This window comes from Caballeronia sp. ATUFL_M2_KS44, from assembly GCF_023630965.1.
GTDB classification, from domain to species: domain Bacteria; phylum Pseudomonadota; class Gammaproteobacteria; order Burkholderiales; family Burkholderiaceae; genus Caballeronia; species Caballeronia concitans.
Genome location: NZ_JALQEA010000006.1, coordinates 534,068 through 553,978 on the forward strand (window position 1 = coordinate 534,068; position 19,911 = coordinate 553,978).

General features: G+C 63.0%; 17 protein-coding genes. 3 read left to right on the forward strand and 14 right to left on the reverse strand.

Annotation, left to right across the window (positions count from 1 at the left end; all coding sequences use genetic code 11):
* Nucleotides 1–4: 4 nt before the first annotated feature.
* The 9 genes from NCR39_RS02490 to NCR39_RS02530 form a co-directional block, all read right to left on the reverse strand.
* Complete coding sequence (locus tag NCR39_RS02490; protein ID WP_250450524.1) at nucleotides 5–2,089, reverse strand: ABC transporter ATP-binding protein; 2,085 nt, start codon at nucleotides 2,087–2,089, stop codon at nucleotides 5–7.
* A complete protein-coding gene (locus NCR39_RS02495; protein ID WP_250450525.1) occupies nucleotides 2,086–2,943 on the reverse strand; it encodes an ABC transporter permease in 858 nt (285 codons plus the stop codon). Before NCR39_RS02495 ends, NCR39_RS02490 begins: the two co-directional genes overlap by 4 nt.
* The gene (locus tag NCR39_RS02500) at nucleotides 2,940–3,947 is read right to left on the reverse strand and encodes an ABC transporter permease (protein WP_250450526.1); all 1,008 of its coding nucleotides are present in this window, start codon (nucleotides 3,945–3,947) and stop codon (nucleotides 2,940–2,942) included. The genes NCR39_RS02495 and NCR39_RS02500 overlap by 4 nt, the downstream gene beginning before the upstream one ends.
* On the reverse strand, nucleotides 3,948–5,609 hold the full coding sequence (locus NCR39_RS02505) for an ABC transporter substrate-binding protein (protein ID WP_250450527.1): 1,662 nt from the start codon (nucleotides 5,607–5,609) through the stop codon (nucleotides 3,948–3,950). It abuts the gene before it with no gap.
* 116 nt (nucleotides 5,610–5,725) lie between these two features.
* Nucleotides 5,726–6,217 (reverse strand): cupin domain-containing protein, encoded by a 492-nt coding sequence (locus tag NCR39_RS02510; protein ID WP_250450528.1) that lies wholly within the window; start codon nucleotides 6,215–6,217, stop codon nucleotides 5,726–5,728.
* Between the two features lie 99 nt (nucleotides 6,218–6,316).
* Nucleotides 6,317–8,422: an elongation factor G gene (gene fusA / locus NCR39_RS02515; protein WP_250450529.1), complete on the reverse strand. Its 2,106-nt coding sequence runs from the start codon at nucleotides 8,420–8,422 to the stop codon at nucleotides 6,317–6,319.
* Nucleotides 8,423–8,683: 261 nt separating this feature from the next.
* Nucleotides 8,684–9,157 (reverse strand): DUF192 domain-containing protein, encoded by a 474-nt coding sequence (locus tag NCR39_RS02520; protein ID WP_502800152.1) that lies wholly within the window; start codon nucleotides 9,155–9,157, stop codon nucleotides 8,684–8,686.
* Between the two features lie 263 nt (nucleotides 9,158–9,420).
* Complete coding sequence (locus NCR39_RS02525) at nucleotides 9,421–9,636, reverse strand: hypothetical protein (protein WP_084593006.1); 216 nt, start codon at nucleotides 9,634–9,636, stop codon at nucleotides 9,421–9,423.
* A gap of 367 nt (nucleotides 9,637–10,003) precedes the next feature.
* Nucleotides 10,004–10,579 (reverse strand): pseudouridine synthase, encoded by a 576-nt coding sequence (locus tag NCR39_RS02530; RefSeq protein WP_250450530.1) that lies wholly within the window; start codon nucleotides 10,577–10,579, stop codon nucleotides 10,004–10,006.
* A gap of 213 nt (nucleotides 10,580–10,792) precedes the next feature.
* Between NCR39_RS02530 and icd the strand changes: the two genes are divergently transcribed.
* Nucleotides 10,793–12,049 (forward strand): NADP-dependent isocitrate dehydrogenase, encoded by a 1,257-nt coding sequence (gene icd / locus NCR39_RS02535; RefSeq protein WP_250450531.1) that lies wholly within the window; start codon nucleotides 10,793–10,795, stop codon nucleotides 12,047–12,049.
* Nucleotides 12,050–12,238: 189 nt separating this feature from the next.
* Here the strand turns inward: icd and cspD are convergent, their stop codons facing one another.
* Nucleotides 12,239–12,445 (reverse strand): cold shock domain-containing protein CspD, encoded by a 207-nt coding sequence (gene cspD, locus NCR39_RS02540; RefSeq protein WP_008351201.1) that lies wholly within the window; start codon nucleotides 12,443–12,445, stop codon nucleotides 12,239–12,241.
* Nucleotides 12,446–12,960: 515 nt separating this feature from the next.
* Between cspD and clpS the strand changes: the two genes are divergently transcribed.
* Together clpS and clpA are read left to right on the forward strand one after the other, a co-directional pair.
* The gene (gene clpS / locus NCR39_RS02545; protein ID WP_040051721.1) at nucleotides 12,961–13,275 is read left to right on the forward strand and encodes an ATP-dependent Clp protease adapter ClpS; all 315 of its coding nucleotides are present in this window, start codon (nucleotides 12,961–12,963) and stop codon (nucleotides 13,273–13,275) included.
* Entirely contained in the window at nucleotides 13,272–15,575 is a 2,304-nt protein-coding gene (gene clpA / locus NCR39_RS02550) for an ATP-dependent Clp protease ATP-binding subunit ClpA (protein ID WP_040051722.1), read from the forward strand. Before clpS ends, clpA begins: the two co-directional genes overlap by 4 nt.
* Nucleotides 15,576–15,645: 70 nt before the next feature.
* On the opposite strand, the gene NCR39_RS02555 is transcribed toward clpA, so the two are convergent.
* The 4 genes from NCR39_RS02555 to coaBC all read right to left on the reverse strand — a co-directional run bounded on the left by NCR39_RS02555 (nucleotide 15,646) and on the right by coaBC (nucleotide 19,894).
* Nucleotides 15,646–17,037 carry a DUF3472 domain-containing protein gene (locus NCR39_RS02555; protein ID WP_250450532.1) on the reverse strand — a complete coding sequence of 464 codons (1,392 nt, stop codon included), beginning with the start codon at nucleotides 17,035–17,037 and terminating at the stop codon, nucleotides 15,646–15,648.
* Nucleotides 17,038–17,220: 183 nt separating this feature from the next.
* A complete protein-coding gene (gene dut / locus NCR39_RS02560; protein ID WP_250450534.1) occupies nucleotides 17,221–17,667 on the reverse strand; it encodes a dUTP diphosphatase in 447 nt (148 codons plus the stop codon).
* 3 nt (nucleotides 17,668–17,670) lie between these two features.
* On the reverse strand, nucleotides 17,671–18,678 hold the full coding sequence (locus NCR39_RS02565) for an LLM class flavin-dependent oxidoreductase (protein WP_250450535.1): 1,008 nt from the start codon (nucleotides 18,676–18,678) through the stop codon (nucleotides 17,671–17,673).
* Between the two features lie 4 nt (nucleotides 18,679–18,682).
* Nucleotides 18,683–19,894, reverse strand: coding sequence for a bifunctional phosphopantothenoylcysteine decarboxylase/phosphopantothenate--cysteine ligase CoaBC (coaBC, locus tag NCR39_RS02570; protein ID WP_250450536.1), 1,212 nt, complete (start codon nucleotides 19,892–19,894; stop codon nucleotides 18,683–18,685).
* Between the last annotated feature and the right edge of the window lie 17 nt (nucleotides 19,895–19,911).

Sequence of the window (19,911 nt, forward strand, 5' to 3'; positions counted from 1 at the left end):
CAAGCTAGGCCGCCTTTTCCTGCGATTGCAGCGCGCGCAATTCATCGACGGGAATGTGGCAATGAATCGCGTGGCCGTTGCCCGCGTCGCGACAGGGCGGCGCTTCGCGTTCGCAGATGTCGCCGATCTTGCGCGGGCATCGCGTATGGAACACGCAGCCCGACGGCGGATTCGCCGCGCTCGGCAAGTCGCCCGACAGCCGGATGCGCGCGCTCGCTGCGTGCGCTTCGTCGAGCGACGGCGCCGACGAAAGCAACGCTTCGGTGTACGGATGCTGCGGGCCGTCGAAAACATCGGCGGCGCGGCCGATCTCCATGATGCGCCCGAGATACAGCACCGCGATGCGATCCGACAGATAGCGCACCACGTTCAGATCGTGCGAGATGAACACGTAGCTCACGCATCGCTCGCGCTGGAGATCGGCGAGCAGATTGAGGATCGCGGCCTGCACGGAGACATCGAGCGCGGACGTGGGTTCGTCGCAGACGACGACGCGCGGATCGCCCGCGAACGCCCGCGCAATCGCCACACGCTGCTTCAGCCCGCCCGACAACTGCCGCGTGCGCGAGCCGAGATAGCGCTCCGGCAAGCGCACGGCTTCGGTCAGCGCATGCAGCCGCGCTTCCTTCGCTTCGCCGCGCAGCGCCGCGAGCTTCGAGAGCGACCGCGCGATCAGCCGCCGCACCGAATGCGCGCGATTCAGCGCCGAATCGGGATTCTGGAACACGATCTGCAGCGACTTCACCTGCTCGCCGCTGCGCCGCGTGACGCGCTCGGGCAGATTCTTGCCGTCCAGTTCGAGCGTCGCGCCCTTGTCCGGCTCGACGAGGCCGAGCAGCAGTTTCGCGAGCGTCGTCTTGCCGCTGCCCGATTCGCCGACCAAGCCGAGCGTTTCGCCCTGCACGAGATCGAGCGAGACATCGTGGACGGCGCGCACGTCTTCATCGCCGACGCGGAAGGTTTTCGAGAGATTGCGCGCGGACAACGCGAACGCCGGATCGCCGCCGCCGCATTCGACGGGCGCGGGCGCTTCGGCCGTCGATCGCGGCAAGGTGTGCGCGCGCTCGTGGTAATGGCAGCGCGCCATCTGGTCGCCGTGCAGCGACGCCACGCGATACGGCGGCGGCGCGTCCTTCAGGCATCGCTCGTCGGCGAGCTTGCAGCGCGGCGCGAAGATGCAGCCCTGCGCCACCGATCCCGGCAGCGGCAGCGAACCCGGAATGGTGTCGAGACGGCCGTGCGCCTTGCTGCGGCCACGCGTCGGCAGGCATCGCAGCAGGCCGACCGTGTACGGATGACGCGGCTTCGCGAAGACATCGGCGGTCGCGCCTTCTTCCACGAGCTTGCCCGCGTACAGCACGCCGACGCGGTCGCACATGCGCCCGATCACCGCGAGGTTGTGGCTGATGAAAAGCACCGCCGTGCCCGTCTCCGCGCGCAACTGCGCGATCAGATCGAGCACTTCGGCTTCGACGGTGGCGTCGAGGCCGGTCGTGGGTTCGTCGAGAATCAGTAGCTCGGGATTGCACGCGAGCGCCATCGCGATGACCACGCGCTGCTGCATGCCGCCCGACAACTGATGCGGATAGCTGTCCATCACGCGTTCCGGCGATGCGATCCGCACGCGGCGCAGCATGTCGGCGGTGCGGGAGAGCGCTTCGTTCGCCGACACGCCCGCCGCTTCGAACGCTTCGGACACCTGCCGCGCGATGGTCAGCGACGGATTCAGCGCGCGGCCGGGATCCTGATAGACCATCGATACGGCGTTCGCGCGCAGATCGCGCAGCGCGTCGGCGGGGAGCGCGGCGACATCGCGGCCGCCGATGGTGATGCGGCCCGCCTTCACGCGTCCGTTGCGCGGCAGGTAGCGCAGCATCGCGAGCGCGGCCGTCGACTTGCCGCAGCCCGATTCGCCGACGAGCCCGTACGCTTCGCCGCGCCGCACGCGCAGCGTGACGTCCTGCAGCACTTCGCGCTCGGACCCGCGCGAGCGGTACGCGACGGTCAGGCCGACGACCGCGAGCGCGTCGGCCTGATCGCCCTTGGCCGCGCCGAACGCGGGAAATGTGGATGGCGGCGGTCCGTTCATCGGTCGAGCACTCCCTGAACGGCATCCGCGACGAGATTGACGGCGACCACCAGCGACGCGATCGCGGCGGCGTCGAACACGACGGTCCACCACGCGCCGCCCGCCATCAGCGTGTAGCTCTCGGACAGCGCGAGGCCCCAGTCGGCGGACGGCGGCTGAATGCCGAAGCCGAGAAACGAGAGCGTCGCGACCGCGAAGATCGCATAGCCGAGCCGCACCGTCGCCTCGACGACGATCGGCGGCAGCACGTTCGGCAAAATCTCCGCGAACATGATGTAGAACGCGTTCTCGCCGCGAAGCTGCGCCGCGAGCACGTAATCGAGATGGCGCTCGCCGAGCACGGCGGCGCGCACGGTGCGCGCGGTGATCGGCGCGAAGGTCAGGCCGATCACGAGAATCACGGTCGCGTTGCTCGCGCCGACCGCCGCGAGCGCGAGCAGCGCGACGATCACGAGCGGCAATGCGAGCAGCGCATCGGTGATCCGGCCGATGACCGCATCGACCCAGCCGCCGAAGTAGCCGACGATCAGCCCGATGGCCGTGCCCGCCGCCGTGCCGATGAGCGTCGCGAGCGGCGCGATGGTGAGGATGTCGCGCGAGCCGACGATCACGCGCGCGAAGACGTCGCGGCCGAGCTGGTCCGTGCCGAACCAGTGATCGGCGGTAGGCGGCGCGAGCGAGTTGAGCGGGTCGGACGCGTACGGATCGACCGGCACGAACCAGTGGCCGAAGAGCGCGCACGCGACCCAGAACAGCAGGATCAGCACGCCGAAGTCGAACGTGCCGGAGCGCAGGAGCGCGCCGAGCGCTTCGAAGCGGCGCGGTTTCGGGGCGGAAGCGGTCGCGGTGCTCATCGCGAACCTCCGGTGCGCAGTCGCGGATTCAGCACGACATAGAGCGCATCGGCAATCAGATTCGCCGCCGTGTAGATCACGCCGATGGTCAGCACGCCGGCTTCGAGCATCGGAAAATCCTTGGCCTTCGCGGCGTTGTAGATGAGCGAGCCGATGCCCTGATAGTGAAACAGCGTCTCCACGACGACGAGCCCGCCGATCATGTAGCCGAGCTGCGTCGCGGCGACGGTCACGGTCGGCAGGAGCGCGTTGCGCAGCACATGGCGGAAGATCACGACGCGGCGCGGCAAGCCCTTGAGGATGGCGGTGCGCGTGTAGTCGGCGTCGAGCGCTTCGACGGTGCCCGCGCGCGCCATCCGCGCGATATAGCCGAAGAACACGAAGACGAGCGGCAGCACCGGCAGGATCAGATGTTCGAGCTGCACGAGCACGCCGGCGTTCGCGGGCGCGGTGGCTTCGATCGGCAGCCATTGCAGCCACACGCCGAAGATCAAAATCAGCACGATCGACGAGACGAATTCCGGCACGACCGTCGCCGTCAATCCGCCGATGCTGATGACGCGATCGACGAAGCGCCCCGCGTGCAGCGCCGCATACACGCCGCCCGCGATGCCGAGCGGCACCACGACCACGAACGCGAGCGCGCCGAGCTTCGCCGAACTCCACAGCGCGCCGCCGATGAACGGCGCGACCGGCGCGCGGAACGCGTAGGACTCGCCCATGTCGCCGCGCACGAAATGCGTGATCCAGCCGATGTATTGCGTGAGAAGCGGCCTGTCGACGCCCAACTGATGATTGAGCGCCGCGACCGCGCGCGCATCGGCGAGCGGACCGAGGATCGCGCGGCCGACATCGCCGGGAAGCAGCTGGCCGCCGGCGAAGACGATCATCGAAAGAAGCCACAGCGTGACGAGCGCGAGCAGCACGCGCACGCCGACAAAGCGCACGATGCGTTTCAGTTTGGCGAAGTCGGCGACGTGCGCCGTCGGCGTGATCGTGCTCATTTATGCCGATACCGTCGCGCGGTCGAACCACATCTGCGAGATCGCGTTGAAGCGCACGCCGGAGACATTCGAGCGCGTGACGATCAACTGGTCGTAGAAGTACGGAATGACGACGGGCGTTTCGTCGAGCAGAAGGCGCTGGATTTGCGCGGAGAGTTTCTTCTGCGAAGCGACATCGAGCGCCGCGACGAAGTCCGCGACGAGCTTGTCGTACTGCGGATTCTTGAAGTGCGCCGCGTTCCACGTTCCGCTGCTCGTGAGCGGCGCGTTGAGGAACACGTTCGGCACGCCGCGATGCCCGTAATCCGTGATGCCGAGCGGCGAATCCAGCCAGTCCGACTTGCCGAACGTGCCCGAGCCGTAATACAGGTCCTGGCTTTCCACTTTCAGTGTGATGCGAATGCCGATCGCCTTCGCCGCGTTCTGCACGACGACCGCGAGATCGGGAATCTCCATGTACTTTTCGGTCGTGAGCGTGACGTCGAAGCCGTTCGCCACGCCCGCTTCGCTCATCAACTGCTTGGCCTTGGCGATGTCGATCTTTCGCTGCGGCACGGAAAGATCGCTCGACGGAAACACGGGCGCGAACGGACTGTCGTTGCCGACGACCGCGCGCCCGCGAAACAGCCCCTTCACGATGACTTCGCGATTGATCGAGAGCGCGAGCGCCTGACGCACGCGCTTGTCCTTGAACGCGCCGGTGTCGCATCGCATGTGAATCTGCCGATGCGAGCTGGACTTCGCGCCCAGCACCTTGAACTGCGGATTCGACAGCAGCGAGACGCCGCCCTGCACGGTGAAGTCGCCCATCACGTCGGCCTGGCGGCCTTGCATCGCGAGAAGCTGCGCCTGATGGTCCGCATAGAACGAGAAGTTGACGCGCTCGGGCAGCGCCTTGTCGCCCCAGTAGTCGGGGTTGCGCACGAACGACGCGCCGACCTTTGGCGTGTACTTTTCGAGCTTGAACGCGCCCGTGCCCATGAACGACTTCTCGTACGAGCCGCTGAAGTTCGCGGGCAGGATCACCGCGTTGTAGTTGTCGGACGAAACGTAGTAGGGGAAATTGCCGTTCGGCGCATCCAGATGGAATTCGACGGTGTGATCGTCGGTGGCTTTCGCCGAATCTTTCGAGAGCACGCCCTTCAGCACCGAGAGCGCCGCCGACCCCGCGCCCGGATCGGCGAGACGGTTGAAGGTCGCGGCGACGTCTTTCGCGGTCATCGGCTGGCCGTCGTGGAATTTCACGTTCGGGCGCAGCTTGAACGTCCAGACATCGCCCTTTGCATTCGACGACCACGACAGCGCGAGCGCCGGCCGTAGCGTGAGCGTTTCGCTGTCGTCGTCGATCAGGAATTCGCCCGTCTGGTTGATGAGCACGAGACCGGCGGCGTCCGTGACGGTGAGCGGATCGACCGCGCCGGCCGGCGTCATGTGCGCCACGCGGATGGTGCCGCCCGGCTTGCCCGCGCCCTGCGCGCGCGCCGCCGGCATGCCGAAGAGTCCGCCCGCCGAAAGCGCGATGCCGAGCACGCCCGCATGCCGCAGCAGTTCGCGCCGCGTGAGCCGGCCGGCCTTGAATTCGTCGATCGCGTGATTGCCGAGTTCGCCCGCGTGCGTGCGCGCGAGGTCGATCTGATGCGCGTCGGTCGATTTCTTTGTCATCGTTGTCGTTCCGTGTAGTAGTTGTCCGGCGTAATCGTCAGGCAAGGCCCCGCGTCGCGCGTCAGGGCGCGGGAGCAAGGAACGCGCCGCATGCGGGTTTTTTCCCGCTGCGGCTTTTAATGATCGTGCGGATCTTTGTGCGGGTCTTTGTGAATAGGATCGACCCAATACACATCCTCGGGTTCTTCGACCGCGTCGATATTCAGATTCACCACGACCGCTTCGTTGTCGCTGCGCACGAGCACGCATTGCAGCGGTTCGTCGGTGCTCGCGTTGATTTCCTGATGCGGCACGTAAGGCGGCACGAAGATGAAATCGCCCGGACCGGCTTCGGCGGTGAATTCCAGCTGCTCGCCCCAGCGCATGCGCGCCTGTCCGCGCACGATGTAGATCACGCTTTCGAGCGCGCCGTGATGGTGCGCGCCGGTCTTCGCGTTCGGATGAATGGTGACCGTGCCCGCCCAGATTTTCTGCGCCCCGACGCGCGCCGCGTTGATGGCCGCCGCGCGGTGCATGCCCGGCGTCTGCGGCGTGTTGGTGTCGAGCTGATCGCCCTTGATGACCCTGACGCCGTTCTCGCGCCAGTCGATATGATGTGCGTCGCTCATGGTTCGGCCCGTGGACGAAAAAAGTCCGTTGCCGCCACCAGCACGGGCGAGCAACGGACTTCCGATATTACACGCGTATCCGGCAACGGTACGCGCGCGTCATTTCCCTTTCGAGTTGATGATCGCTTCCGACACGTTGTTCGGCGTTTCCGCGTAGTGCTTGAACTCCATCGTGTAGGTCGCGCGGCCCTGCGTCAGCGAGCGAAGCGACGTCGAGTAGCCGAACATTTCGGCAAGCGGCACCTCGGCGCGCACGATCTTCCCGCCGCCGCCCGCGATGTCCTCCATGCCCTGCACGATGCCGCGCCGGCTGGACAGATCGCCCATCACGTTGCCCATGAATTCCTCGGGCGTTTCCACTTCGACGGCCATCGTCGGTTCGAGCAGCACCGGCTTCGCGCGGCGCATCGCTTCCTTGAAGGCCATCGATCCGGCCATGCGGAACGCGTTTTCGTTCGAATCGACATCGTGATAGGAGCCGAACGTCAGCGTCACTTTCGTATCAACGACCGGGTAGCCCGCCAGCACGCCCGCTTTCAGCGTTTCCTGAATACCCTTGTCGACCGCCGGAATGAACTCGCGCGGAATCACGCCGCCCTTGATGGCATCGACGAATTCATAGCCCTTGCCCGGATCCGGTTCCAGCGTGATGACCGCGTGACCGTACTGGCCGCGCCCGCCCGACTGCTTGACGAACTTGCCCTCGACGCCTTCGACCTTGTTGCGCACCGTCTCGCGGTACGCGACCTGCGGTTTGCCGACCGTCGCCTCGACGCCGAACTCGCGCTTCATCCGGTCGACGAGAATTTCGAGGTGCAGTTCGCCCATGCCGGAGATGATCGTCTGGCCGGATTCCTCGTCGGTCGCGACGCGAAACGACGGATCTTCCTGTGCGAGACGATTCAGCGCGATGCCCATCTTTTCCTGGTCCGCCTTCGTCTTCGGCTCGACGGCCTGCGAAATCACCGGCTCCGGGAAGATCATGCGTTCGAGAATGATGATCTTGTCGGGATCGCAGAGCGTGTCGCCGGTCGTCGCTTCCTTCAGGCCGACCGCCGCCGCGATATCGCCCGCGCGCACTTCCTTGATTTCCTTGCGCTCGTTCGCGTGCATCTGCAGGATGCGGCCGAGCCGTTCCTTCTTGCTCTTCACCGGGTTGTAGACGGTATCGCCCGAATTCACGACGCCCGAGTACACGCGGAAGAAGATCAACTGGCCGACGAACGGATCGGTCATGATCTTGAAGGCGAGCGCGGAGAACGGCTCGTCGTCGCTCGGATGACGCTCGGCTTCCTGATCGTCCTCGGTGTGGCCGAGAATCGCGGGGACATCGACGGGCGAGGGCAGATAGTCGATCACCGCGTCGAGCATCGCCTGCACGCCCTTGTTCTTGAACGCGCTGCCGCAGAGCATCGGCACGATTTCGTTCGCGATCGTGCGCTTGCGGATCGCCGCCTTGATCTCGTCCTCGGTCAGGCTTTCGTGATCTTCGAGGTACTTTTCGAGCAACTCTTCGCTCGCCTCGGCGGCGGCCTCGACCATCTTCTCGCGCCATTCGTGCGCGACGTCCTTCAGATTGTCGGGGATGTCCTCGTAGGTGAACTTGATGCCCTGGCTTTCGTCGTCCCAGACGATCGCCTTCATCTTCACGAGATCGACCACGCCCTGAAAATGCTCTTCCGCGCCGATCGGAATCTGGATCGGCACCGCGACGCCCTTCAGGCGCTCGCCGATCTGCCGCTGCACGCGGAAAAAGTCCGCGCCGACGCGGTCCATCTTGTTGACGAACGCAATGCGCGGCACCTTGTACTTGTTCGCCTGGCGCCACACGGTTTCGGACTGCGGCTGCACGCCGCCGACGGAGTCGTAGACCATGCACGCGCCGTCGAGCACGCGCATGGAGCGCTCGACTTCGATCGTGAAATCGACGTGTCCCGGCGTATCGATGATGTTGATCCGGTGCTCCGGATAATTGCCGGCCATGCCTTTCCAGAACGCGGTCGTGGCGGCCGACGTGATCGTGATGCCGCGCTCCTGCTCCTGCTCCATCCAGTCCATCGTGGCCGCGCCGTCGTGGACCTCGCCGATCTTGTGGGTCACGCCGGTGTAGAAAAGGATGCGCTCGGTAGTCGTCGTTTTGCCGGCATCGATGTGAGCGCTGATCCCGATATTCCGATAGCGCTCGATGGGGGTCTTGCGGGGCACGTGAACCTCCTGTGGAAGATGTCATGGCGGCGCGGCGCAGGTGATGCGCGTCGCCACGCGGCCGCCGCCGAACGTCGCGGCGGCATCGCGCCAACCTTTTCAGGATAGCGCGTCGGCAGTCTCTTTGCAGGAATCTTGCCAGGTCGCGCCGACGCGCTGAAACCGGCATCGCACGGCGCGCGCGGACGAAAAAAAAGCGCGTCGGAGGACGCGCCTTTGTCGATTGCACCGGCAACGGTTCATTGCCCGCTCATTGACCAATTACTGAGCGCCCGGCAATCCCTTGATCTTCACGCCCGGCTTGATGCCCTTCGCCGCGAACCAGCCCTTGCTCATCTCCAGCGCGTAGGCGCCGTTGTTGCGCGGGCAGTGGTTGTTCTCGGTTTCGGCCTGCATCTCGTCGATATCGGTGATCGTGCCGTCCGCGCGGATGAACGCGATCGACAGCGGGATCAGCGTGTTCTTCATCCAGAAGCAGTGCACGGCGTTCTCGTTGAACACGAAGAGCATGCCTTCGTTCGCGGCGAGCTGCGTGCGATACATGAGCCCCTGTTCGCGATCCGCGTCGTTCGCGGCGACGGCGGCATCGATCACGTACATGCCGGCGGTGAGCTTCGCGCGCGGAAATTCGGACGGCTGTTTCGCGCCGGGCGGCATGGTCTGCGCCTCGGCAAGCGGAACGGATGCGAGCGGCAGCAGCATCGCGATGAACAAGGCGCGCGCGGCGCCGATCATGCGCGAACGCGTGAAAGATTCAGGCGATGAAAACCGGAAGCGCAAGGCGCGAAGAGAAAGCAACAGCGGATTCACACGATGCTCCTTTGAAAACGAGGGATTGCGGATTTGCCGGATAACCGGCAGGCCCGCGCATGTTACTCGAAGCGCGAAGCGGAATACAAAAACAAAAAGGCAGATGCCTTTCAGCGATCTGCCTTTTAACGCAGCAAGCGGCGGTAATGCTCGTTATTGACTTCGCTTTACCGCCTCTTACAACGAACTTACTGAGCTGCGGAAGCGGCTTCCGGTGCCGAAGCGGCAGCCTTGTGCGACTTCTTGTGCGAAGCCTTGTGTGCGTGCTTCTTCGACGACTTGTGTGCCTTCGCCGGAGCAGCAGCCGAAGCAGCGGCCGGAGCAGCAGCTTCCGGAGCCGAAGCTTGTGCGAATGCAGCCGTTGCGAACAGGCCAGCGACGAGAGCAGCGATCAGTTTGTTCATTTGTGAATCCTCAGCTTGAGTTGATTAACCAACGACCCGGTCAATGAGTCATGTCGGTAAACGAGCCATCCACCTTTCGGTTGACAGTCTTATCGACAAAAGAAGTCGATATGGCTGTGAACGCTTTTCCTTTCAAATAGCCTGGAGCACACAGGTCATCGAAAGGCTAATTCGCTCATGCCGGATAGCTTTTGCACGGCATCTGTGGCGCTTAACGCATCGTGCAAACGGTCGGTTGACGCGTTTTTTCAGAGAATCGCGCAGCGGATGAAAAAAACGTTCGCAGTGCAAGCGGCCTTGCATATTTGGATGTCGTCGACATGAAACGGCACCGCGAAAATCGCATCGGCGAATGTGATGCAATGGTTCATCGAGCACGCTGCCACGGCGCACGGTCCGGCACTTCGACCGTCTCGCCGGGCGCGAGACCGAGCGCGAAGATATCGAGCGCGCCGATCGCGACGCGCACGAGCCGCAGCGTCGGAAAACCGACGGCGGCGGTCATGCGCCTGACCTGCCGGTTCTTGCCTTCGGTGATCGCGAGTTCGATCCACGTCGTCGGAATCGCGGCGCGATAGCGGATCGGCGGATTGCGCGGCCATAGCGCCTCGGTCTGTTCATCGGCGATGAACAGCGTGCTGCACGGACGCGTCACGAAATCGCCGAGATCGACGCCTTTCGCGAGACGCGCGAGCGTGTCTTCGCCGGGCGCGCCTTCGACTTGCGCCCAATAGCGCTTGACGAGCTTGTGACGCGGTTCGGCAATGCGCGCCTGCAGCGCGCCGTCGTCGGTGAGGAGCAGCAGCCCTTCGCTGTCGGCGTCGAGACGGCCCGCGGGATAGACGCCCGGCGTCTTCACCCAGTCGCCGAGCGAGGCGCGCGTCTCATGCGCCGAGAACTGGCAGATCGTGCCGAAGGGTTTGTTGAGAGCGATGAGCGGCATCGGGAAGCGGGGAAGGTTGGAGCGGCATCTTAATGCATAATGATTCGCGAACCGTTTTCGCTGGATCGAGGGCCCTGGCCGGCACGCGGGGCATGGTTAGAATGATGTCCTGGCCATCCCCGCGGGCCGACGCTTATCCGTCTTCGCGCGATCCGGTCAGCTTTCGTTAGCGCCAATAGAGCCATTAGAGCTCGACCTTCTCTGGAGTCGACCATGCCGTATCAGCACATCAAGGTACCGGCGGACGGTGGAAAAATCACCGTCAACGCGGATTTCTCGCTCAACGTCCCGGATCAGCCAATCATCCCGTATATCGAGGGCGACGGCACGGGCGTCGACATCACGCCCGTCATGATCAAGGTGGTCGATGCGGCGGTCGAGAAGGCCTACGGCGGCAAGCGCAAGATCCACTGGATGGAGATCTTCGCGGGCGAGAAGGCGACGCGCGTCTACGGTCCGGACGTCTGGCTGCCGGACGAAACGCTCGATGTGGTGAAGGAATACATCGTGTCGATCAAGGGTCCGCTGACCACGCCGGTCGGCGGCGGCATCCGTTCGCTGAACGTCGCGCTTCGCCAGCAGCTCGATCTGTATGTGTGCCTGCGCCCGGTGCAGTACTTCAAGGGCGTGCCGTCGCCGGTGCGCGAGCCGGAGAAGATCGACATGGTCATCTTCCGCGAGAACTCGGAGGACATCTACGCGGGCATCGAGTGGCCGGCCGGTTCTCCCGAAGCGAAGAAGGTCATCGAATTCCTGCGCGATGAAATGGGCGTGAAGAAGATCCGCTTTCCGGAGTCGTCGGGATTGGGCATCAAGCCGGTGTCGCGCGAAGGCACGGAGCGGCTCGTGCGCAAGGCCATTCAATATGCGCTCGACAACAATCGCCGGTCGGTGACGCTCGTGCACAAGGGCAACATCATGAAGTTCACCGAAGGCGCGTTCCGCGACTACGGCTACGCGCTCGCGCAGAAGGAGTTCGGCGCGGAACTGATCGACGGCGGTCCGTGGATGAAGGTGAAGCATCCGAAGACGGGCGCGGAAGTGGTCGTGAAGGACGTGATCGCCGACGCCTTCCTGCAGCAAATCCTGCTGCGCCCCGCCGAATACGACGTCATCGCCACGCTGAACCTGAACGGCGACTACATTTCGGACGCGCTCGCGGCGCAGGTGGGCGGCATCGGCATTGCGCCGGGCGCGAACATGTCGGATTCCGTTGCAATGTTCGAAGCGACGCACGGCACGGCCCCGAAATATGCCGGCAAGGATTATGTGAATCCCGGCTCCGAAATTCTGTCCGCCGAAATGATGCTGCGCCATCTCGGCTGGACGGAAGCGGCGGATCGCATCATCGCGTCGATGGAGCGGTCGATTTTGTCGAAACGCGTCACTTATGACTTCGCCCGGCTCATGGAAGGCGCGACGCAGGTGTCGTGCTCGGCGTTCGGCGACGTGATGATCGAGAATATGTGAGCGCTCGCGCCTCGCTTGCCATCACGCATATTTCCCGATATTGAATAACCCCGATGGACTCCGGTCTTTCGGGGTTTTTTAATTTTGCCGACGAGGGTCGCCGCGTTGCCGTTCATGCGTGAAAATGGGGGACGAAAAAAAACCCGGCACGATGGCCGGGTTTCACGAGGCAAAAATGCAACCGACCGGTCAGGCAGCGTCCTGGATGTTCGATGCCTGTTTGCCCTTCGGTCCCTGGACGATCTCGAAAGAAACCTTCTGGCCTTCCTTGAGCGTCTTGAAACCGTTCATTTGAATCGCCGAGAAATGTGCGAACAGATCCTCGCCGCCTTCATCGGGCGTGATGAATCCGTAGCCTTTCGCGTCGTTGAACCACTTGACCGTACCAGTAGACATTCGTACTTCCCCTCTAACTCTCGTCGCAACCCGAGCACGTTCGAAAAGCTCGACGGCTCACCCCTCAAGCCAACCGCTCCTCCTCACTAGCTCACCTCGGCCATTTTTGCCCGGAGGCCCCCGGAAAAAAGTGCCAGTTTGATTGTTGAATCTCTTAAATCGAGTGTCAAGATTTTTTTAGGATAGAGCTTATGCTCGTTGCAGAGATCACATTCGTAGGGTAATTCCTGCTTTGCGTGTGCGCCTCCGTCCAAGCAAGTCATCTTGAAAAGTCGCATAATCGACTCACTTGTGTGATACGCCCGGCAGCCCGCCACGGTGTTGCGGTTTGTTTTTTTTGAAGCTGTGCGATACTGGATTCGACGAGAAGCAAGCGGGCCGCGCCGAACCGTTGGGCGCCGGCAGGATTCGATGGACGGTAGCTGCGTAACGCGCGTTTCAGTAACCCTTTCCGGTCGTTTGGCCGGTGCTGGAGCGGCAATTGCGACAGCGCCCGTGTTGTTTAGAATGGGTGTATGGCGATTAATCCCAACAAGCAGGATGGCACGGTACTCGAGCGGCAGGAGCAGAAGCTCAAGAAGCCGTCGATGTACAAGGTGGTGCTGCTGAATGACGACTTCACGCCGATGGAATTCGTCGTGATGATCGTGCAGGAATACTTCAATAAGGATCGTGAGACTGCGACGCAGATCATGCTGAAGGTTCATCGCGAGGGCAGGGGAGTTTGTGGGGTCTACACGCGGGACATTGCGTCGACCAAAGTTGAGCAAGTCGTTAGCCATGCACGGCAGGCGGGGCATCCGCTGCAGTGCGTGATGGAGGAAGCATGATTGCCCAGGAACTGGAAGTCAGTCTGCACATGGCGTTTATGGAAGCACGTCAGGCGCGGCACGAGTTCATTACGGTCGAGCATCTTTTACTGGCCTTGTTGGACAATCCGACCGCCGCTGAGGTGTTGCGCGCCTGCGCAGCAAACATCGAAGATTTGCGTCAGAACCTGCGCAATTTCATTCATGACAACACGCCGACCGTGCCCGGCACGGACGACGTCGATACTCAGCCGACGCTTGGTTTCCAGCGTGTGATTCAGCGCGCGATCATGCATGTGCAGTCGACGTCGAACGGGAAGAAGGAAGTGACGGGCGCGAACGTGCTCGTCGCGATCTTCGGCGAGAAGGACTCGCACGCGGTCTACTACCTGCAGCAGCAGGGCGTGACGCGGCTCGATGTCGTGAATTTCATTTCGCATGGCATCGCGAAGACGAACAGCGGCGATGCCGCGAAGGCGAACAGCGAAGCGAATCCGGAATCGGAAGACGCCGCCGCTCAGAAGGAAACGCCGCTCGCGCAGTTCACGCAGAACCTGAATCAGCAAGCGAAGGACGGCAAGATCGATCCGCTGATCGGCCGCGAGCTCGAAGTCGAGCGCGTGGTGCAGGTGCTCTGCCGCCGCCGCAAGAACAATCCGCTGCTCGTGGGCGAAGCGGGCGTGGGCAAGACGGCGATCGCCGAAGGTCTCGCCTGGCGCATCACGCGCGGCGAAGTGCCGGACATCCTCGCGGATGCGCAGGTCTACTCGCTCGACATGGGCGCGTTGCTCGCGGGCACGAAGTATCGCGGCGACTTCGAGCAGCGTCTCAAGACGGTGCTGAAGGAACTGAAGGAGCGTCCGCACGCCATTCTGTTCATCGACGAAATTCACACGCTGATCGGCGCGGGCGCGGCATCGGGCGGCACGCTCGACGCGTCGAATCTGCTGAAGCCGGCGCTGTCGTCGGGGCAGTTGAAGTGTATCGGCGCGACGACGTTCACCGAATATCGCGGCATCTTCGAGAAGGACGCGGCGCTCTCGCGGCGCTTCCAGAAGGTCGATGTCACCGAGCCGTCCGTCGAGCAGACGGTCGCCATTCTGCGTGGCCTCAAGTCGCGCTTCGAAGAGCATCACGGCGTGAAGTACTCGTCGGGTGCGCTGTCGGCGGCGGCTGAACTGTCGGCGCGCTTCATCACGGATCGTCATTTGCCGGACAAGGCCATCGACGTGATCGACGAAGCGGGCGCGGCGCAGCGCATTCTGCCGAAGTCGAAGCAGAAGAAGACCATCGGCAAGAGCGAGATCGAAGAGATCATTTCGAAGATCGCGCGCGTGCCGGCGCAAAGCGTGTCGCAGGACGACCGCAGCAAGCTGCAGACGTTGGATCGCGATCTGAAGGCCGTCGTGTTCGGGCAAGACCCGGCCATCGATGCGCTGTCGGCATCGATCAAGATGGCGCGCGCGGGCCTCGGCAAGACGGACAAGCCGATCGGCGCGTTCCTGTTCTCGGGGCCGACGGGCGTCGGCAAGACCGAAGTGGCGAAGCAACTGGCGTTCACGCTGGGCATCGAACTGCTGCGCTTCGACATGTCCGAGTACATGGAGCGTCATGCGGTCAGCCGGCTGATCGGCGCGCCGCCGGGTTATGTCGGGTTCGATCAGGGCGGTTTGCTGACCGAGGCCGTCACGAAGAAGCCGCATTGCGTGCTGCTTCTGGACGAAATCGAGAAGGCGCATCCGGACATCTACAACGTGCTGCTGCAGGTAATGGATCACGGCACGCTGACGGACAACAATGGCCGCAAGGCGGATTTCCGCAACGTCATCATCATCATGACGACGAACGCGGGCGCCGAGGCGATGGGCAAGGCGGTGATCGGCTTCACGTCGCGGCGCGAATCGGGCGATGAAATGGCCGACATCAAGCGCATGTTCACGCCGGAGTTCCGCAACCGTCTGGACGCGATCATCAGCTTCCGCTCTCTGGACGAGGAAATCATCCTGCGCGTGGTCGACAAGTTCCTCATGCAACTGGAAGATCAGCTGCACGAGAAGAAGGTCGATGCCGTCTTCACCGACGCGCTGCGCAAGCATCTCGCGAAGCACGGTTTCGATCCGCTGATGGGCGCGCGTCCGATGCAGCGTCTGATTCAGGACACGATTCGCCGCGCACTCGCCGACGAGCTTCTCTTCGGCAAGCTGCTCAACGGCGGCCGCGTGACCGTGGACGTCGATGCGGACGACAAGGTGCAGCTCACGTTCGACGAGAACTCGGCTCCGCCGCGCAATCCGAATCCGGAAGCGATCGAAGTGGATTGATGTTTCGGCAGCACGAATGAAAAACGGCGCGGTTTCGACCGCGCCGTTTTTTTATCCGCTACTCGCCTGTCTAGCTGTGGTAACCGACAAACTGCCACCAGTCATTGTCGCTAGGAGTCGTCGGGAAGTACCAGTATTGGCCGTCGGTTTTCTTGATGAAATACATCGTGGGATTGCCCGGGTACACATAGAGCGATCCCTTTCTGCCGTTTCTGTTCGGATCTTCGTTCCAGGTGTGCACAGGCATGGTCGGAACCGCTTCGTTCTTGCGCGGGTAACGGCCCACGTAGGTCCAATAGGCGTTGCTGGTGCGGTCCGTCGGATAATACCCAGCTCCGGCTTTCGCCAGCTTGAAGAACTCCACCTCGCCGCCAACGTAGGGATTCGTGTAGACGAAATAATCGCCGATCTTCACGTACGAAGCACCTCGCTCGCTCCACTCATACAGGCGCTGATTGCGGAAGAACAGATCGTTGATGATCGGATAACCCGTTCCGACCGATTTCCAGTCCGCGTTGTTGGCGCCGGCTGCCGGGAAATACCAGTACGCGCCATCGTGCACGGCTCGGTAAATGTAGGGATAGTCGTCCGATGTATTCGCGACGTACATCATCCCGGCCTTGGCCTGGGTCGAGAACGCTCCCCAATTGAAGATGCCGCGATAGTTGTTGCCCAGCAGCGTGATCGTGTTGTTGCCGTCGACTTTCGACGACGAACCGAAGTCCTGCGGGGTCATTCCGTACAAGGTCGAGGTGGACGGGCAAACATCGGGGTCCCCGTAGGAGTCGCCATTCGAATAAGAAAGGGCGGTCGCCTGGCCGTAGTTTCCGCGCGGCGAGGCTTCCGTGGCCTTCGCGTGCCTCAGCGTGTTGCACTGGTACGGGCCCCAGAAGTATTCGAGGAAAACGCCGTTCGACCGGGTCAAGCCACCCGACTTGGGCGTTTTGAGTTCGCCAAGAATGTCGATGGTGCCGGTGGTCAGATCCGCCAGCGTGATCTGCCACCAGTTGCCCTGAGCGTCTGACGGGGTTCTCGGGCTGAGTTCCACGCGAAAGCGATATTGATGGCCGACCTTCCAGTCATAAGGTCCGCCGACGCTGACACAAGGCCCGTTTTCGTTACAGGGCTTGACTGGCAGGACACCTGCCTTGGCGTCGAGACCGCTCCAGATCGAGACCAGCGCGAGCTTCGCCCCGTCGCCGCGCTGAAGTCCCAGGTAGCCGCCGAAATTACCGTTGAACTGCACATACTCCGCCCAGTACACGCTGGAAGGTGCGAACCCGCTGGCGCTGTATTTCTCGCCAGGATCGACGTCGATTCGCATGAAATAGTCTTTGCTGTTTGAGGAATCGTTCGCGAGGGTCCAACTGCCGGAGGGCGTGATCGCATGTGCAACATTAAAAAAAAGGACAACGAAATATAAGAAGCCGGCGAATAATTTCCTAAAAGTTTTTCCGTTCATTTTGGTCTCCTGACTATTTATTAAGAACCTGCCTGTACTGAGAGGCATGGATTAAATCCTAGTCAGTATAGGTCAGGCTTCTATTGGTGATTTAGTCGGAACTGTAAAAAATACGCAGTCAATTACGCACCTGAAAGGAAGCCTGTCGGCTGACTGCGCGTGAAGGCGGAACGAAAAAGAAGCTCAGTGCTTGCCCGTGCTGCCGAAGCCGCCCGCGCCGCGCTCGCTCGCTTCGAAGTCGTCGACGATATTGAACGCCGCCTGCACGACCGGCACGATCACGAGTTGCGCGAGCCGCTCCATCGGATTGAGCGTGAACGCGATATCGCTGCGATTCCACGTCGAGACCATCAACTGGCCTTGATAATCCGAATCGATCAGCCCGACGAGATTGCCGAGCACGATGCCGTGCTTATGGCCGAGGCCCGAGCGCGGCAGGATGAGCGCAGCGTAGCCGGGATCGGCGAGGTGAATGGCGAGGCCGGTCGGCACGAGCACCGTCTGATGCGGCTCGATGACGAGCGGTGCATCCAGACACGCGCGCAGGTCGAGTCCCGCGCTGCCGGGCGTCGCGTAGGCGGGCATGAAGTCGCGCATGCGCGCGTCGAGAATCTTGACGTCGAGTTTCATGGTTCAGGCTTGGGCGCCGAGCGCGAAGGCGTCGGCGAGAAGTTGATAGGACCGCGTGCGTGCGGCGTAGCTGCCGGCGACTGTCAGCACGATCAGTTCGTCGGCGTTGAATCGTTCCTGCAATGCGTGCAGTTCCTCGGTCACGCGTTCCGGCGTGCCGATGATGCTGCGCGCTTTCTCATGCGCGATGACCGCGCGTTCGCGCTCGCCATATTGCTGCGCGGCGCCTTGTGCGATGGACGGAATCGGCTGATTGAGGCCGTACGCCATCTGCACGCGTCGCAGATCGACGGCCTTTTCCAGCGCTTCGGCTTCTTCGTCGGTATCGGCGCAGATCACGAACACGGCTGCCGCGAGATACGGCTTCGCTTCATGGCCGGCGGTGAAGCGCTCGCGATACGCCTCGGCCACGCGATGCCCGTACTGCGCGTTGATGAAATGCGCGAACGCATAGCGAATGCCGAGTTGCGCCGCGAGCAGGCCGCCGAAATCGCTCGATCCGAGCATCCACAGTTCGGGGCGCGTATCGATCCGCGGTTGCAGCAGCACGCCTTTGGCGAGCGAATCGTCGGGGACGTTGCCGTCGAAGAGCGCGATCAGTTCGGCGACTTGCTGTGGAAAAATATCGCCGCGATTGTACGAACCCGACGCGACCGCCTGCGCGGTGCGCATGTCGCCGCCCGGCGCGCGCCCGACGCCCAGATCGACGCGATTCGGAAACAGCGCTTCGAGCATCAGGAATTGCTCGGCGACCTTGAACGGCGAGTAGTACGGCAGCATGACGCCGCCCGAGCCGATGCGGATGCGCGTCGTCAGGCTGCCGATGCGCGCGAGCATCACTTCCGGACACGGATTCGACACGCCATGCAAGCCGTGATGCTCCGCGCACCAGTAGCGCGTGTAGCCGAGATCGTCGGCGAGTTGTGCGAGATCGAGCGTGGCCGCGATGGCATCCGCGACCGTGTGGCCGTGGATGACCGGCGTTTGATCGAGAACGGATAGCTTCGTCATGGATTCAGGAGAAGAGCATGCCGCCGCCGCGCGGCGCGCGTTTGGCGATTTCCGCGATCAGCGTGCGCGCGAGGCTCTGCTTGTCGGCGCGCGGCAACGGCGTCGTGCCCGATGCTTCGAACAGCACGACTTCGTTGTCGTCGCGGCCGAAGGTGAGCGGACCGAGATTGCCGATCAGAAGCGGCACGTTCTTGCGCTTGCGCTTCTCTTCGCCGTGCAATTCGAGGTCGCCGCTTTCGGCCGCGAAACCTACGCAGTACGGCGGATTCGGCAGCTTCGCCACCGAGGCGAGAATGTCCGGATTTTCGACGAAATCGAACGTCGGCAGCGGCTGGCCCGGCGTCTTCTTGATCTTCTGCGCGCTCGCGTGATCCACGCGCCAGTCCGCCACCGCCGCCACCGCAATGAAGATGTCTGCATCCGACGTGGCTTCCATGACGGCGTCGTGCATTTGCTGCGCCGTCTGCACGTCCTCGCGATACACGCCCCACGGCGTCGCCAGCGATACCGGCCCGGCGACGAGATGCACGTCCGCGCCCGCCTGCGCCGCCGCGCGCGCGAGCGCGAAGCCCATCTTGCCCGACGAGCGATTCGTGATGCCGCGCACCGGATCGAGCGGCTCGAACGTGGGACCGGCGGTGATCAGCACGCGCTGGCCGCGCAGGATCTTCGGCTGGAAGAACGCGCAAATGGCTTCGAACGTGACCGACGGCTCCAGCATGCGGCCATCGCCGACTTCGCCGCACGCCTGCGAGCCGGAATCCGGCCCGAGCACTTCGATGCCGTCATCGCGTACTTGCGCGACGTTGCGCTGCGTCGCCGGGTTTTGCCACATCTGGCGATTCATCGCCGGGACGACGAGCAGCGGGCAGTCGCGCGCGACGCAGAGCGTGGAGAGCAGGTCGTCGCACATGCCGTGCGCGAGCTTCGCGATGAAGTCGGTGGACGCGGGCGCGATGACGATGGCATCCGCCTCGCGCGACAAATCGATGTGCGCCATGTTGTTCGGCATGCGCGCATCCCATTGCGAGACGTACACCGGTCGGCCCGACAGCGCCTGCATGGTGACGGGCGTGATGAACTGCGTGGCCGCTTCGGTCATCACGATCTGCACGGTCGCGCCGGCCTTCACGAGCAGACGCGTCAGCTCCGCGATCTTGTAGCACGCGATGCCGCCCGTCAGCCCCAATACGAGATGTTTGCCAGCGAGTTCCAACTTGCCTCCGTCGCAAA